At 53.4% G+C, this 14,884-nt stretch carries 16 protein-coding genes; 8 read left to right on the top strand and 8 right to left on the bottom strand.

From position 1 onward, the window contains the following. Positions 1 to 369: 369 nt before the first annotated feature. From HMPREF3016_RS02965 to HMPREF3016_RS02945, 5 genes are all read right to left on the bottom strand, one after another. Entirely contained in the window at positions 370 to 1,137 is a 768-nt protein-coding gene (locus tag HMPREF3016_RS02965; protein WP_070740076.1) for a DUF6318 family protein, read from the bottom strand. A gap of 228 nt (positions 1,138 to 1,365) precedes the next feature. Further along, positions 1,366 to 2,166, bottom strand: coding sequence for a DUF6318 family protein (locus tag HMPREF3016_RS02960; RefSeq protein ID WP_070740074.1), 801 nt, complete (start codon positions 2,164 to 2,166; stop codon positions 1,366 to 1,368). A gap of 124 nt (positions 2,167 to 2,290) precedes the next feature. Next, a complete protein-coding gene (locus HMPREF3016_RS02955; protein ID WP_246828440.1) occupies positions 2,291 to 2,995 on the bottom strand; it encodes a DUF6318 family protein in 705 nt (234 codons plus the stop codon). A gap of 53 nt (positions 2,996 to 3,048) precedes the next feature. Continuing rightward, on the bottom strand, positions 3,049 to 3,801 hold the full coding sequence (locus tag HMPREF3016_RS02950; protein WP_070740069.1) for a DUF6318 family protein: 753 nt from the start codon (positions 3,799 to 3,801) through the stop codon (positions 3,049 to 3,051). 195 nt (positions 3,802 to 3,996) lie between these two features. Beyond that, the gene (locus HMPREF3016_RS02945; RefSeq protein ID WP_246828439.1) at positions 3,997 to 4,650 is read right to left on the bottom strand and encodes a DUF6318 family protein; all 654 of its coding nucleotides are present in this window, start codon (positions 4,648 to 4,650) and stop codon (positions 3,997 to 3,999) included. A gap of 359 nt (positions 4,651 to 5,009) precedes the next feature. Here HMPREF3016_RS02945 and HMPREF3016_RS02940 point away from each other — a divergent pair, with 359 nt between their 5' ends. From HMPREF3016_RS02940 to HMPREF3016_RS02910, 7 genes are all read left to right on the top strand, one after another. After that, a complete protein-coding gene (locus HMPREF3016_RS02940; protein WP_070740059.1) occupies positions 5,010 to 6,248 on the top strand; it encodes a toxic anion resistance protein in 1,239 nt (412 codons plus the stop codon). A gap of 8 nt (positions 6,249 to 6,256) precedes the next feature. Then, the gene (locus tag HMPREF3016_RS02935) at positions 6,257 to 6,772 is read left to right on the top strand and encodes a hypothetical protein (RefSeq protein ID WP_070740057.1); all 516 of its coding nucleotides are present in this window, start codon (positions 6,257 to 6,259) and stop codon (positions 6,770 to 6,772) included. After that, positions 6,773 to 7,303: a TerD family protein gene (locus HMPREF3016_RS02930; RefSeq protein WP_070740056.1), complete on the top strand. Its 531-nt coding sequence runs from the start codon at positions 6,773 to 6,775 to the stop codon at positions 7,301 to 7,303. Next, positions 7,300 to 8,082: a hypothetical protein gene (locus HMPREF3016_RS02925; RefSeq protein ID WP_246828438.1), complete on the top strand. Its 783-nt coding sequence runs from the start codon at positions 7,300 to 7,302 to the stop codon at positions 8,080 to 8,082. Before HMPREF3016_RS02930 ends, HMPREF3016_RS02925 begins: the two co-directional genes overlap by 4 nt. 13 nt (positions 8,083 to 8,095) lie before the next feature. Beyond that, entirely contained in the window at positions 8,096 to 8,674 is a 579-nt protein-coding gene (locus HMPREF3016_RS02920; protein WP_070535753.1) for a TerD family protein, read from the top strand. A gap of 43 nt (positions 8,675 to 8,717) precedes the next feature. Then, a complete protein-coding gene (locus tag HMPREF3016_RS02915; protein ID WP_070535756.1) occupies positions 8,718 to 9,815 on the top strand; it encodes a DUF475 domain-containing protein in 1,098 nt (365 codons plus the stop codon). 131 nt (positions 9,816 to 9,946) lie between these two features. Beyond that, positions 9,947 to 10,528 carry a TerD family protein gene (locus tag HMPREF3016_RS02910; RefSeq protein ID WP_070740052.1) on the top strand — a complete coding sequence of 194 codons (582 nt, stop codon included), beginning with the start codon at positions 9,947 to 9,949 and terminating at the stop codon, positions 10,526 to 10,528. A gap of 202 nt (positions 10,529 to 10,730) precedes the next feature. Here HMPREF3016_RS02910 and HMPREF3016_RS02905 read toward each other — a convergent pair whose 3' ends face one another. From HMPREF3016_RS02905 to HMPREF3016_RS02895, 3 genes are all read right to left on the bottom strand, one after another. Next, positions 10,731 to 11,486, bottom strand: coding sequence for a DUF6318 family protein (locus tag HMPREF3016_RS02905; protein WP_070740049.1), 756 nt, complete (start codon positions 11,484 to 11,486; stop codon positions 10,731 to 10,733). Positions 11,487 to 11,787: 301 nt separating this feature from the next. Beyond that, positions 11,788 to 12,510 carry a DUF6318 family protein gene (locus HMPREF3016_RS02900; RefSeq protein ID WP_048754659.1) on the bottom strand — a complete coding sequence of 241 codons (723 nt, stop codon included), beginning with the start codon at positions 12,508 to 12,510 and terminating at the stop codon, positions 11,788 to 11,790. A gap of 95 nt (positions 12,511 to 12,605) precedes the next feature. Then, the gene (locus HMPREF3016_RS02895; RefSeq protein WP_239661991.1) at positions 12,606 to 13,370 is read right to left on the bottom strand and encodes a DUF6318 family protein; all 765 of its coding nucleotides are present in this window, start codon (positions 13,368 to 13,370) and stop codon (positions 12,606 to 12,608) included. A gap of 384 nt (positions 13,371 to 13,754) precedes the next feature. On the opposite strand from HMPREF3016_RS02895, the gene adhP reads away from it, so the two are divergent. After that, positions 13,755 to 14,783, top strand: coding sequence for an alcohol dehydrogenase AdhP (gene adhP, locus HMPREF3016_RS02890; protein WP_048752496.1), 1,029 nt, complete (start codon positions 13,755 to 13,757; stop codon positions 14,781 to 14,783). Positions 14,784 to 14,884 lie beyond the last annotated feature (101 nt).

Genomic DNA, 14,884 nt, shown 5'->3' with positions numbered 1-14,884 from the left:
GTCACGCTTCGACGAATCAGAACCGCCGCCGCCATTAGAATTACTGGTTGAGCACGCGGCAAGAGCCACCGCCGCAGAACCGGCGCCGATCACACCAAGAGCGGAACGGCGGGTCGGATAATGTGCTGGGATGTTCATAGTATTCCTTTCGGCGCCTTGCTTATGCCCAGATAAAATAGGGTATCCGTGTTTAGGGCAGAAAGCATGAACGGCGCTCCTTGTGGTTGGGTTACCTCTAATTATCCTGCCATGCGTCATGATTTATACTTGGGATTGCCGCAGGTATTTCTGCATATTCTCAGGTTGAGGTCGTCCAGCTGAATATTTGCTGTGTACGCACATTCGTAATCGTGAAACCCCTTAGCGCCTTTATTTCTTTGCCTCCGGTGTAGGCACAGGCGTGGGGGTTAGGTCTTCTACACGCATCCTAAAATGCGAGAAAAGATCAGTTCTTTCGGGGGCTCCCACGATCTTTTCGGGAACGCTCACCTTACACCACCAGCGGCCGTCACGATGCACCGCGGTGAAGGTGGTCTGGGCAACTTCGTACCGTTTCGCGAGAGAAAGGTTCACGGTCTCTTTCTCGCCCACCTGAAAGGTTCCGTAATCGAGGGTGGTCTTTCCTTCCCAGGTGTAGGTATCGCCCTTAATAGTCGGTTCGGAGGTTTTGAGGGTTACTGTGGCCGCGGGGTTATCGAACCAGACGCGCCCTTCACGCATTAAAGAGAACGCTTTTTCGTCTTTTTCGCCACGCATGACACTATGTCCCGGCTCTGCGGCGGCGCTTTCATCATAAAGTCGGGTGTTGCCGGTGGTGTTCATATATTGGAGGGCGGCGGAAATATAGGCGATCGTATTGTAAAGCCCCCGGACCGATTTATCGTTCATATGCTCGGGTCTGATGGGCACAGGCACGTTCTGAGCCGGGTGATCACGAGTTGCTGGTTTAAAGGCTCCCGCAGATTCATCATATGTATCGAATTTGACCTCACCCGCAAAGTCGGTGCGGGTTTCGTCAGAGTTTGTGGCAGATCCTTGGTTTCTTGATAGGCAGGAGGCAATAAATCCCGCTGAGCCTATGCCCAACAACGCGAGCGCGGAACGGCGGGGAAAACGACGGGAGGTGTGGGAGGGCATCGAAATGGTGTCCTTTCAGCGCCTTTTACCCGTGCATCAAGGCGCAAACTGTGGTTGGATGTATTCCCATTGTGTACATGATGTAGAAATTCATGCGAGGTTTAAGTGTTCCCTGAACAAAGATTCAGCTAAGAGCGCGGAAAACCCGCAAGAACATCGTGCTTCCTGCGGGTTTTCTTTAAGTAGGAACCTACACTCGGTTCTCCTAGACAAGCTTGTGCGGTATTGCTACTGTGCCCCGCCGTTTCCAGATGTGCCTTCCCCGGCTCCTTCCTGCGGAGCCTGCTGCTGCGGGGTTTGCCCCTGGTTCTGTCCCTGCTGCTGATTCTGGGAGCCACCCTGAGCGTCTGAAGAACCTCCGCTGTTTTGTTGAGGATAGGACAACCACCAGGTACCGTCTTTATAGATTCCTTTGAAGACCGCAGGCACTTCTTCTGTCCGCTGCTCTTCGGGGATATCCATTGCCTGACCACCTATCACGACGAAGGAGCCGTTGGTAGCCTTCATCTTTCCGTTCCAGGTATAGGTGTCACCGTCAGTCTTGGGTTGCGGGGAATCCAGAATAGCAGTCAGCTTATGGTCCTCAGCCCAGGTTTTTTGCTTTTTCCGTTCTTCAACAGCTTGCTGAACCTGATCGGCAGGGAGCTTATTCCCCTGAGGATCGAGAGCAACTTCCATAAATGGGGCAGGATCATTGGCGTTATTAAAATACTGCCATGCCGCAACCATGTACCCGATAGCCGCATAGAAACCAGCAACGGATTTCTCACCCATCTGCTCTGGTTTGAGGGGCTTGGGGAAGTTCTTCGGGGGCTGTTCCTTGGTGCCGGGCTCGTACTTACCCGCAGAGGTGTCGTAGTTGTCGAATTTCACCTCACCGCTGTAGTCCTTTTGGTCTTGGCCACCGGATGCGGAGGAGCCTGACCCGCCGGCATTATTTGCCCCTGAACAGGCAGCAAGAACCACCGCCGCAGAACCGGCGCCAAGGAACCCAAGCGCGGAACGGCGAGAGATATTCAATGAAGACATGCTAGTCCTTTCGGAACCCAAGCCCTGACACTCGGGTGGTATCGATCATCGGAGGTACAGCATACGCATATACCCGCTATCCATCACGATAACGAGAAATGAATACTCTCGCCGTAAAATTTCGCTAGATGCCAAACAGCGAACCGGAGCTGCTGGAGCTTGACGGGCTAGCGCTACCGGAGGCGGTCGAATCCTGATTTGGGTTCGTAATCATCCATTTACCGTCCTTATAAACTCCCTTGAACGTAACATCTTTGTTCTGTTCCTGGTTCAGTTCCCGGCTCATGCCCCCACGACCACCCATACCGCCAGCTTTCATGGTAACGCTTCCATCCCAGGTGTAGGTGTCGCCGTCCATCTTCGGCTGCGGGGTCTTGAGGCTGCCGGTAATTTTTATGTCATAAAACCACACGACTCCCCCGGCGCCCATCTGCTTGAGCTGCTCAAATTGTGATGCAGGCATCTTCTGCCCAGTGTTGTCTGCAATAACCTCCATCATGGGCTCGGGGTCAAAAGACTCGAGGAAGTACTGCACGGATGCGAAAAGGTAGCCAATAGACGAGTAAAAACCTGCCGCCGACTTATCGTTAGCGTTATCCGGCTTCTTCGGCTTCGGCACATTTTCGGCGGGATGATCCTTGGTCGCGGGTTTGTATTCTCCCGCAGAAGTATCAAAGTTATCGAACTTGATCTCACCGCTAAAGTCGGTGCGCTCGCTCTGGGAGCTGACACCGTTGACGCCTCCAGAGCACGCAGCAAGCGCCACGGTCGCAGAGGCAGCACCCGCCAAACCAAACGCGGTGCGACGTGAGACATGTAGAGCGGACATTCTTTTTCCTTTCATGGTGCGGACTTCTTAGCCCGAATATCTGTGTGGTGTTTCTAGAGTGAAAATTCTTGAGACGATCCAGATCCTGACGAACCCGAGGAGCTGCCGTAGATAGCCCACCAGCGCCCTTCCGTATAGGTTCCGCGGTAGAGGGTATCTGATGTCTCTGTCTCAGACTCTCGGCTTACTCCACTCGGCCCGTAAAAGGTACCCAACGAAAACGATATTGTTCCCTCCCAGGTGGCACTCGTACCGTTCATCGTCGGTTCCGGACTCTTGAGAATCGCCTTAAATTTGGGGCCGCCAAACCATGATTTACTGCTCGTGGTTTGTTGTTTCAGCTGGTTAAATTTAGATTCCAGGACATCTTTGTATTCTGGTGGAAACGCATCCGCTACAAGGCTAAAGTCCAGTGTTTCCATGGCGTACTGCATGGCTGCCGTCGTATAGCCAATCGCCGCATAAAATCCTGCTGCCGACTTATCGTTTATATCTGAGGGTTTCGTCGGTTTAGGCACATTCTTTGACGGGTGATCTTTCGTGGCAGGCTCATAGGCGCCCGCAGAGGTATCGAAACTCGTGAAGCGAACCTCGCCTGCATAATTGCTGGAACTGGACGAAGAACTTGAACTGGAACTAGATGGAGAGCTGGAACTAGAGCTGGATGCGGTTGCCCCCGCACTCTGCTGCTCGGATGCGATTCCTCTCACTTTCGGGGCGCAGGCGCTCAGCACCATCGCCGAGCCCACCGCACCGGCTGCCGCAAGAGCGGTTCGGCGCGAAAAATCATAGGATCTTTCTGACATATTTCATTCCTTTCGGCGTCTTAATCGTCAACGATTAAAACCCCTGTGATGTGGCTGGGTACCTTACTATTGTGCCGTTAACCCGTGCGAACATGCGTTATATGACGTCATCATAAGCTGTTATATTTTTCTCATCGTCCCTGCACACACCCAAGAACCAGCACCGAGCGCATCCCTTCCAAGCACGGTACAACGCTATGGTGTAGCTGTAGAGCTCTGTGAGGCTACGGTCTTTGACCGAGTTTCAATGCTCCAGCGCCCGTTGGTATATGTTCCTTTGAAAACCATGTCTTCGCTATTACTTTTTTGCCGTTCCGTTAGGTCGTTTACCTGCCCACGATCGACACGGTAGTTCCCGAATTCCATAGAAAACTTCCCCTCCCACGTATATGTATCACCTTCCATCGCGGGCTGCGCGGTATTCAGGGAGATAGTGACGCGCGGGTTCTCATACCAGTTTTGCCCCTCCCTCATACGCGCCAGTATTTGCTCATTTGAGGAATTATGAACATAGTGTTTCTCGTCCTCGGTGAGCGCACTGTCATCGTAAGGACCGGTGTCACCGGTGGCGAACATATACTGCATAGCGGCGGCGATATAGGCTAGGCTCGCGTAAAATCCGGCAACGGACTTTTCATCTGCATTCTCAGGTTTGATAGGTTTGGGGACGTTCTTGGGAGGGGTATCTCGTGTGGCGGCTTCAAAACTGCCGACAGAATTATCATATTTTTCGAGTTTGACTTCTCCGGCATAGTCACTGCGTTCATTCGAGCATGAAGCAACCGTAAAAAGCACCGCACCGGCACCCGCAGCACCCAGCGCGGAACGACGTGTTAGCACATATTCCACCGTGAATCCCCTTTCGCGCGGCATCAAAATGCGGGAAGTCCCTTCATTATCCACCTTAAGTAGAGGTTTATAGCAGATTTCAGCGGTATGCGCTCTGTGAGATTTCGCTCGATTCTGCCAGAGGATAAAGCGGGAGCGGTGCTTCGCAGACCGATCTTGACCTCCACGTATTTTTATAGATAACCCATAAAACAACGAGGTTTTTACGTTCCGCAACGAAGAAACTGGAGAAGTTATCCACAGGCATACCGGTACTTTTTTTATGCAACTTTTATTGCTTTCTAACGAAAGGACGTTCTTCTGCACACTGCGCTGAGTACCATAGAAGAGTATGTTCCGACATGACGAGAGGATATCTCATGGCTGAAATCCCTACTTCCGAACCCCAAGTTGGTGCCCCGCCGGTCGTAACTCAAGCACCGCCTAAACTTAACCAAGCGGGAGCTATCGACCTTGTAAAACGGGAAACGCGTGCCCCTGAGGTTGCAACTATCAGTCATGAAGCAGACGAACTGGCTATCACTCTCAACAACACCGATCTGAAGTCGCCTTCACTTCTCGATACCCTCGAAAATACGATTTCAAGCTACGGTTCCGATACCTTCAACGGCATCGACATGGTTACCCAGCGCCTGCTCAATATGCAGGAGCTTGAGCTTGCGCCGGACTCCCCACAAACCAAAGCATCTCAAAACCTGGCGGAACTGCGTGCACAAATCAACTCGCTGGATTACAGCGCGATTGACGGTACCCCCGGTAAACGCGGCATCGCAAAACGCCTGATAGGGCGCGGCAAAAGCAAAATCGAGAAATTCTTCTACCAGTACGCCAGCGTCAACAGAAATATTGAAGGCATCAGCAAAAAACTGAAAAAATCCACCGATGCGCTCGTCATGCAGCAGGCGGAACTTGTGAAACTGCGCGAGAAACTTCAGGAAGGCATGACGGATTTGAACGAGAAGATCGCAGTTCTTCAACAGTTCTCCGATATGGTGCGTGCCGCCGCCGAAGAAACTCGTCTTGAAGGAGATGAAGAAACCGCGCGCATCTACACCGAGAAGGTTCTGTATGTGACCGAACAGCGCATCAGCGATCTGCTCACTAAACTTGAAATTGCTGGGCAGGCGTACCTGACAAGCGATGTTGTCTCCAGCAACGGCAAAGAGCTCATTCGCGGTATCCGCCGCGCCGAAGACACCACCTTATGGGCATACAAAATGACCGCCTATATCGCCCGTTCCTTAGGCATGCAGGAAGCGGTTCTGCAGCAGCTTGGCGCTCTGAAGCAGACCACCGAGAACGCTATTATGCGCAATGCCGATATGTTGTCTTCGCAGGCTACGCGCATCCAGCAGATGGCGTCCCAACCCGCAATCGACCCGCAGGTTTTGGCGCAGGCACATGGAAAAGTACTTCAAGCACTCGACGAAGTTTCCGCATTCCGTCAGGGGGCGGTAGAAGCATTCGCCCAGTCGAACCAGATGCTGCGCGAACTGACGGCGGATTCCCTTGAACGCGTTGCACGAAGGAATAATGCCCCCGAATCCTCTGCACACGCCAGCGGAACTCCCACAAACCGCGCGCTCACCCAGAATTAGAGGCACCCGTGGGCGTTATCAAACGGTTTTTCGGTGTGCCGGACGATTCCCCGGTCCGCTCCCAACAAGAAAGCGTCACGGATGCCCCGGCGCAGGAGTATGCCCCGACTCATTCTTCTGCCCCGGAGCCCGCGTACCTGCGCCAGTCCCAGCATGTGTTGGATGATGCCTCGCATTATTTGGCGGATTTTGCCGTGTCTGTGCCCCCGCGCGCACTCGTACCCGCCTTCGAGATGGTCGAAACCTACCGCAAAATAACGGCAGAAACGGGCAGTGATACCCGCGCGACCCTGCCCTCAACGACGGAATACACACTCCAGACGGCGCTAACCACCTATGTACCGAATCTGTTGACTGTCTATACCCGCACGCACAACCCCACCCCGGAGCAAACCTCCGAGCTGGTGCAGGCTCTTACTGATGCAAATCAGGAATTCGTCACAGCGCTTAACCTTGTGCGGGCAGATAACAGCCTTGAACTTGAAACGCACACCCTGTTCATGCGCAAGAGAATGGCGGTATAAATGGAACTGAGTATTGGTCAGAACGTCAATCTTACCCAGGAAGCACCCGATCTCGACCACGTGCTGGTAGGGTTGCGGTGGCGCACCGACGAACCGCTTTTACGTGAATCTCTGGAGGCAGGGGTACTTCTCACCTCGAACGGCAAACTAGTTTCGCGGCAAGACTTTGTATTTGCTCACCAGGTCTTAGACCGTGCGGGCAGTGTTCGCCGCCGCGAGCTCATGGGCGACGATCAGGTGCAGTTCGATCTGCACCTTCCCACTGTGCCCCAAGACGTAGATTCCCTGGAGGTTGTGCTCTTCACAAACGGGGAAAGTACCGTGCGGCTCAACCGTGCCAGCGGGATTCGAGCACGCATGATAAACCCTGCCACCGGAAAAACAATGTTCCGTGCCCCACTCGTGCAGGTAGGTCGCAGCACAGCGGTACGGCTGATGCAGGTGTACCGGCACCGCGGTGAATGGAAAGTGCGAGCTGTGTGCGATGAATGGCATAGTGTATCCGCCATGCTTCAAGGGTTCGGGTTATGAGTCGCTACAGTTTTATCACTGCCTACATAGCGGACCCTGAGCCGCAGGCGCATCCTCAAGCATCCCCCTCTGCTGCTGCAGTAGCAAACCGGGGGCCGCAGTCTGCAGATATTCCCTCTGACCAGCAAGGGCACCAGAGGGCGCAGCATACTCAGCGGAGTATAAGCCGCCAGGCGAACCAAACGCCGAGCGCATCCGGGACAGCGCAGCCGATGCAGCACCGGCAGATTAAGCCCCCAAATATGAGCAAATCTCGCGGGACGGCAACCTACACCCCGGAATCGGCTGAATCTTGGCAGCATTCTCAACCTGCAGACACGGCAAAAACCATAACTCCTCCATCCGAACACCTGCGTGAACCGCACTGGTGGGGTCATATCCCCAATATCGCCGACGCTCACCCGAGCGAACGTCTCTTTATGCTTGATGCGGTACAAGCCGCCGTAGGAGAACTGCGTATTACTGGAACCGATATGACTGCATTCCTGCTGAACTGGGATGGTGAGAGTGTTATGCTGTCGGGTTCATCCGCTCCCCCAACTGATGCTGCCTCTCGGATGACCCGAATATCGCTCAACGCAGCAGGCACAGTTTTGACAATTCCCCCTAAATCTTTGACGCTACTGCGATCTTTAAAACTGATCGGCAGGAATCTTCAGCTCACTAATCCCGATATGCGCATAACCCGGGATTTAGGGAAGGGTACGCTAATATTAAGTGAGGATGGTTACGTTACCTGTGCCATCGCCCTTCTCAGCGAATATCAACACCATAAATAGAAAGGAAAATATAGTGGCTGCTATTAAGCTCACCAAAGGAAACCCCATCAATCTCACCAAAGAGGCACCGGGCCTGAAAAACCTCACCATCGGCCTGGGTTGGGACCTATCCCTCGCGGGTGAAGCCTATGACCTTGACGCATCCGTCATGATCACCGACGAAAATGACAGGATCCTTTTTGACGATGCATCCCTCATCTTCTTTAACAATCCCACCAGCCTTGACGGCGCGGTCGTCCACACCGGTGACAACCGCACTGGCGATGCTGAAGGTGACGATGAGACCATTATCGTGAACCTCGATAAAGTAGACCCAAAGGTACAGCGCCTTCACATCCTCGCCTCCATCTACGAAGGCGAAAAAACCGGTAAGAATTTCGGTGTAGTACGTAACGCTTATGTACGTCTAATAAACGACGACACGAATGAAGAAATCGCTCGTTACGACCTTTCCGAAGACTGCTCGGCAGCGCCCGCTGTACTCTTCGCGATGGTGTACCGCCACAACGGCGAATGGCGTTTCAAAGCCGTAGAAGATCCATTCACCGGTGGTCTGCCGCATCTGCTGACCTCCTACGGTTTCACCGTTTAACAACCTGCCTTATCTCTAACGCGAAGGAGAGCCTTCTGCCCTCATGGCTTTATTAAAATTCTTCAAATACGACCTCTTGATTACCCTTGCGGCACTTATAGGTGCCGCCTTTTATGGTGGTATTGTCGGCATGGTATCCGCCGCGATCCTGATTGTCCTTGAGATCGTTTTCTCATTCGACAACGCGGGTGTGAACGCAAAATACCTAGACAAAATGTCGCATGCATGGCGCAATATCTTCTTGACAGTCGGTGTGCTAGTCGCTGTTTTTGGTATGCGTCTTATCTTCCCCTTCCTGATCGTCTGCCTGGCAGGCAACGTAGGTCCGGTTGAAGCTTGGAACCTTGCAATGGAACGCGGCGACCCGCATACGCCCGGAACCTACGGGTACATTTTGGAATCCGCCCACCACACCATCGCTTCCTTCGGCGGCATGTTCCTGCTCATGCTCTTCCTTTCCTTCCTCTTCGAGGCGGGTAAGGATGTCCACTGGCTATCCGTGATCGAGAAACCGCTCGCCAAAGCCGGGCACTTTGATTCCATGCCTGTATTGGTTTCCGGGGTTATCTTAGTGACGGCTTCTCAGCTTTTCGGTGCCGAGCATCATGAACAGTACACCATTCTGCTCTCGGGGCTTCTGGGCATGCTCACCTTCTTGGCGACCAACGGCCTGGCAACCTTTATGGAAGACCGAAACGAATCTCAAGAAGAATCCCTGGCGAATGTTGCCGTACTTACCGGTAAAGCAGCATTCTCCATGTTTATCTTCCTAGAAGTTCTTGATGCCTCCTTCAGCTTCGATGGCGTTCTCGGCGCATTCGCGGTAACCTCAGACCCCATTATTATTGCTATCGGTTTGGGCGTGGGCGCGCTCTTCGTGCGGTCGATGACCATTTACCTGGTCGAAAAGGGAACCCTTCAAGAGCTGCGCTACCTGGACCACGGCGCGCACTGGGCTATCGGCGTTCTCGCGCTTATGCTTCTGGCAACCCTCAAGTGGGATATTCCCGACTACGTGATCGGCCTTTCCGGCATCGTCTTTATCGCCGGGTCGATTATCTCCTCCCGCAAGGCAAACCATGCGGAGGCAGCACTCGCGGAAAAGACTGCAGAACCTGACGCTCCGGTGCAGAGCACATAACCGCAGGATCAAGGGCACATAGCCCTCAAGCAACGCGGTGGGCGACGATGCGGACGCAGCGTGCGCCGCGCATCCGCCCACCGTATTTTTATTACCACATAACTACATAACTAACGAAGGGTACAGGCACTGTGGCTATTAACCTGTCAAAAGGCCAGAAACTAGATCTCTCGAAAGACAGCTCGCTCACCCAGGTTCGTTTGGGCTTAGGCTGGGATCCCATTAAAACCAAGGGGCTCTTTGGGCGTATCAAAGAGAAAGCGGTCGATCTGGATGCTTCCGTGATCGGCTATGATGCAGCCGGTAACCTGCTTGAGGTCGTTTTCTACGGGTCGTTACGCTCGGTCAATGGTTCTATTATTCACCACGGAGATAACCTGACGGGTGCAGGCGAAGGCGACGACGAGGTTATTGATATTAACCTCCCGGGCGTGGATGCGCGCGTTGCTTTCTTGGCACTGGTGATTACCTCATATTCCGGGGACCAATTTAGCAACGTTGACAACGCCTTTGTGCGCGTTGAAAACGTTGCTACCCGCCAGGAGATGGCACGTTTTTCGATGACGGAAAAGGGCTCGCATACGGGGCTCATGGTAGCCCTGCTGGCACGCGTAGGTCGCGGCTGGGAGCTTCGGGCTATTGGAGACCCGCTGCCCGGTGCGGCACGCACCCCGCGCGATGTTATCGACCCTGTAAAAAGGTACCTTATCTAAAAATTTGGCGTGCTGTGCACGTATTCAATAGCGGCACGTCAAGGTGTACATAGCGGCGGTTTTATTCTTCTTTATGGCGGTAAGAGCTGTCTTTGGAATGCTTCTGTGCGCATAGTACTAATAGCAAAAGCTGGTCCCGCATGCATCAATACGATGCGTGCGGGACCAGCTATATTATTGTGGTTAACTCAACTCTAGAAAGCTATTTCGAAGATCCTACAAGGTAATTTATCTGCCAACTGCCGTTTGTGTACGTTCCTCTGAGCATGGAAGAAGCTTTGATGTGCTGTTCTGAGGCAGGAGTGTCCTCAGCGAAACCTGAACTAGCGGCAACATACTCACCGTAGGATATATCCGTCTTACCTTGCCACCGATACGAGTCACCGCTTTTTGTTGGCTGAGGAGTATCTAGAGTAATGGTTACGGTTGGGTTACCAAACCACATTTCTTTCAATTTAATAGCGTCCATAACATTATTGCCTTCATTATCTTTGAAAAAGGACTCTTTATCGCTGTCTGATAGCGCAGTCTTCTGTAAAGGCCCATCATCCCCTGTTTCAAGCAAGTACTGAACTGACGCAGAGATAAACGAAATATTGGCGTAAAACCCATCGACCGAATTTTCTTTTGCTTGATCGTCCATCTGCGGAATTGGGACATTCTTCGCCGGCTGTTCGCGCGTTGCGGGCTCAAACTCGCCCGCTGATTTATCAAACTTTTCGTGTTTGACGACTCCGCTGTAATTCTTCGAGCTTCCAGAGGACGAAGCGGAAGACGAGGCTGAGGCGGAAGCAGAGGATGAGGACGATGAGCTTGACGCGGACGATGAAGAGCTTGAAGAGCCGCTAGCGGCGGCATCGACGGGTTTTACGGAGGCGGCGCATCCGGCAAGAGCAATGACAGAGCCAGCGCCAACGATGCCTAGTGCGGCACGGCGGGTTACATCATGAGGTGACATGGTGTTGTTCCTTTCGGGGCTTCCGTAACGCCGCAGGGCAGGCGACTGCGGGAAGCACGGGTGGCGAGCGCATGAACTCGCCATGGGTGTTTCTCTCTACTCTAGTGTATCGGGACTGCGGGAGCCCGTATATCTGCCGTTCTAGGGTCTTAGAATTTAGAATACGGTATGTTTCCGCATAATGCGCCAAAGAATTTCACCGGTTACTTTCCGACTATTTGTGAATCGGTCAAGTTCCGGGAGCGGTGGTTGAGATTACAAAAGCCCCGCAAGATTGTAGAAATCTTGCGGGGCTTCAAAGTTAGCCGTTTGACTTGGCTTTCGGACTAACGGTTTCGGTATTACCAGTTTGAGTGGTAGCAACGCTCCACTTGTTATCAGAGTAAGTACCAATAAATGCCCCTGGGACTTTCACATATCCTTCCCCAGGCGGAATATCGTTCACTTCCTCAGGAGTAGCCGTAAATTCGCCTATGTTCATGCTCAGTTGAAGAGACCACTTATAACGATCCCCGTTAATTTCTGGCTGTGCGGTGAGAGTCTCGATCGTAACTGTAGGATTACCCAACCACATCTCCTTGTTTTTAACCTTCGGAAGAACCTGAGACCAAGTGGGATCTTGATATATAAGTTGGACTTCATCTTCCTTATAAGCCCCTTTACGGAAAGGCCCGTCGTCACCCGTAACGAACAAATACTGCATGCATGCAGCGTAGTAACCGATATGCGCGTAGAAAGCCTCAACGGACTTTTCGTTAGCGTTCTCCGGCAGCTTCGGAACAGGAACGTTCTTCGCGGGCTCGGTACGGGTCGCGGGCACGTACTCCCCCGCCGACGTATCGAAGCTGTCGAACTTGACCTCGCCTTTGTAATCCTTAGCGGGTTCCGACTTACTGGAGCTTGACGAGCCGCCACTGGAGTTTGAGTTTGAGTTCGACGAAGAACATGCTGCGAGCGCGGCCGCGGTGCCAGCACCCAGCACACCCAGCGCTGCGTTACGGCGAGTCACGATCAACGATGACATAGTATTCTTTTTCCTTTCATATGTGCCTCATTCAAAGCGAATAAGGCATAAATCTAGTGAGGCTAAGAAACCCCAGCCGCTAAAACAACAATGTTTTAGATGGAGAATCCGCCGCTTCCAGCAGCACCCCCACTGCTGCGAATAGTCCACGAACTGCCCGAATAGAGGGCCTCGAAGGTGATATCCGTATCAACGTGTTGTTTACTGGACTCCACATCTTTACTCATGGAGTTCACAACGATGTAGGAACCCATATTCATCTTCATCGTGCCGCCCCACGAGTAAGAGCTGCCGCTGCTGCTCGGGGTGGAGGTGTTCAGCGAGAACACAACGGTCGGGTTGTCCATCCAGGCATTCCCCTCTTTGATCATCTTGAACATCTCTGAAGCAGTAGTGTTACTGGACAGACTCGACTTTTCGGATGACACCAGAGCGCATTTCTCGAAAGGCTCCATATCGCCGGTCTGGAAGAGGTACTGCATAGAGGCCGCGATATAGGCGATGTTCTCGTAAAGTCCGTCTATGGTTTTCTCGTTGGCTTTATCAGAGAGCAGGGGTTTGGGAACGTTCTTCGGCTTCTCGGTACGGGTTGCGGGCTGGTGCTCGCCAGCGGATGTGTCGTACTTTTCGAGTTTTACATCGCCCGTGTTTTTCGAGTTGCCGGGCAGAGTAGATGCGCTCGATGATGAGCTGGAGGATGAAGCACTTGACGACGATGAGCTCGCGGAGGACGAGCTCCCCTGCCCGAGGTCCGCGGGTTTGACGGCGGGGGCGCATCCGACAACGACGGCGGCAGATCCTGCGCCCAGCACACCCAAGGCGGCGCGGCGGGAGATATGGTGGGGTAAACGGGTTGGCATGTTTGCCCTTTCATCGGTGCTCTCAAGGGATGCGGTTACGAGCGAGGTTCCGGGTCTCAGCACATCTTTTTGCCCAAAACTGCGCAGTCAGGGGCGGAAGATAAGCCTCAACTTCCCAGTTTGTTGCTCCATACCAGAGACATTACGTCGATTGTATCTTAGAGCTTTGTTGAACCCCGGACTCCTGGACACGTCTTCATCATTTCGTTATCTATTTGCTCTCTATGTGGACTTCCTAGAGAGGCGCTGCGGCACGGCATAAAATCGCTCATGAGTACCATTCCGTATTAGCGGTTGAATATATCACCGGACTGTAGAAAAGTCTCTATACGAGCTTTACGATTAAACGAACATTGTTAGTGAGCTAGTACACGGGAGGTTCCCATGAAGGCTGTAGTTGTCCCTGACGTTGTTGATGGCTCGATAAATGTCACCGATGTTCCCGTGCCCGAGGTGGGGCACGGTCAGGCGCTCGTGAAGCTAGAGTACTCCGGCGTCTGCCACACCGACCTGCACGTTGCGGCTGGTGATTTCGGTGAGGTTCCGGGGCGCATCCTGGGGCATGAGGGTATTGGTATTGTCACCGAAGTTGGTGAAGGCGTTGAATCTCTCAAGCCCGGCGATCGAGTCTCTATTGCGTGGTTCTTCCAGGGATGCGGGCACTGCGAATACTGCACCTCCGGCAGGGAGACCCTATGCCGTACCGTCAAGAATGCGGGCTACACCGTGGACGGTGCCATGAGTGAGTATGCCCTTGTCACGGCAGACTATGCCGTAAAGGTTCCCGAAGGTCTGGATGCGGCGCAGGCAAGCTCGATTACCTGCGCGGGCGTAACCACCTATAAGGCGATTAAGGAATCGCAGATACGCCCCGGTCAGTGGCTGGTCGCCTACGGCGCTGGCGGGCTGGGCAACCTGGCGGTGCAGTACGCCAAGAAGGTTTTCGGTGCCAAGGTTATTGCCGTCGATATTAACGATGACAAGCTGCAACTTGCCGCCGAAACCGGCGCCGACGTCACGATTAACGGTCGTGAGGTTGAGGATGTACCGGCGAAGGTTCGTGAGGTAACCGACGGCGGGGCGCAAGCCGCCGTGGTGACCGCAGTATCGAGGGTTGCTTTTAACCAGGCGGTTGAGAGCGTGCGTGCCGGGGGTAGCGTGGTGGCTGTGGGCCTTCCGCCCGAGAAGATGGAACTGTCTATTACAAAGGTCGTTCTTGACGGTATTCGCGTGCTCGGCTCGTTGGTTGGCACCCGCCAGGATCTTGCCGAAGCGTTCCAGTTCGGCGCAGACGGGCTGGTGGTTCCCGTAGTGCAGCTGCGCAAGGTTGATGAGGCCCCGCAGATCTTCGAGGAGATGAACGCAGGCAAGATCAACGGGCGTATGGTGCTCGATTTCGCAAGCCTGTGGTAAGGCAAGAAGGCTTCTCACACGGGTGCGTTAGGTACTGAATCTTTGCGGTAGCGCGGGTTGCCGCCCGTTTCTACACATAGGGTTCTGAACCCCTAATGCAA

It is taken from the genome of Rothia sp. HMSC065D02 (genome assembly GCF_001815285.1).
Lineage (GTDB): Bacteria > Actinomycetota > Actinomycetes > Actinomycetales > Micrococcaceae > Rothia > Rothia dentocariosa.
The sequence above is the reverse complement of the archived record's forward strand: the minus strand, read 5'-3'. Positions and strand labels throughout refer to the sequence as shown.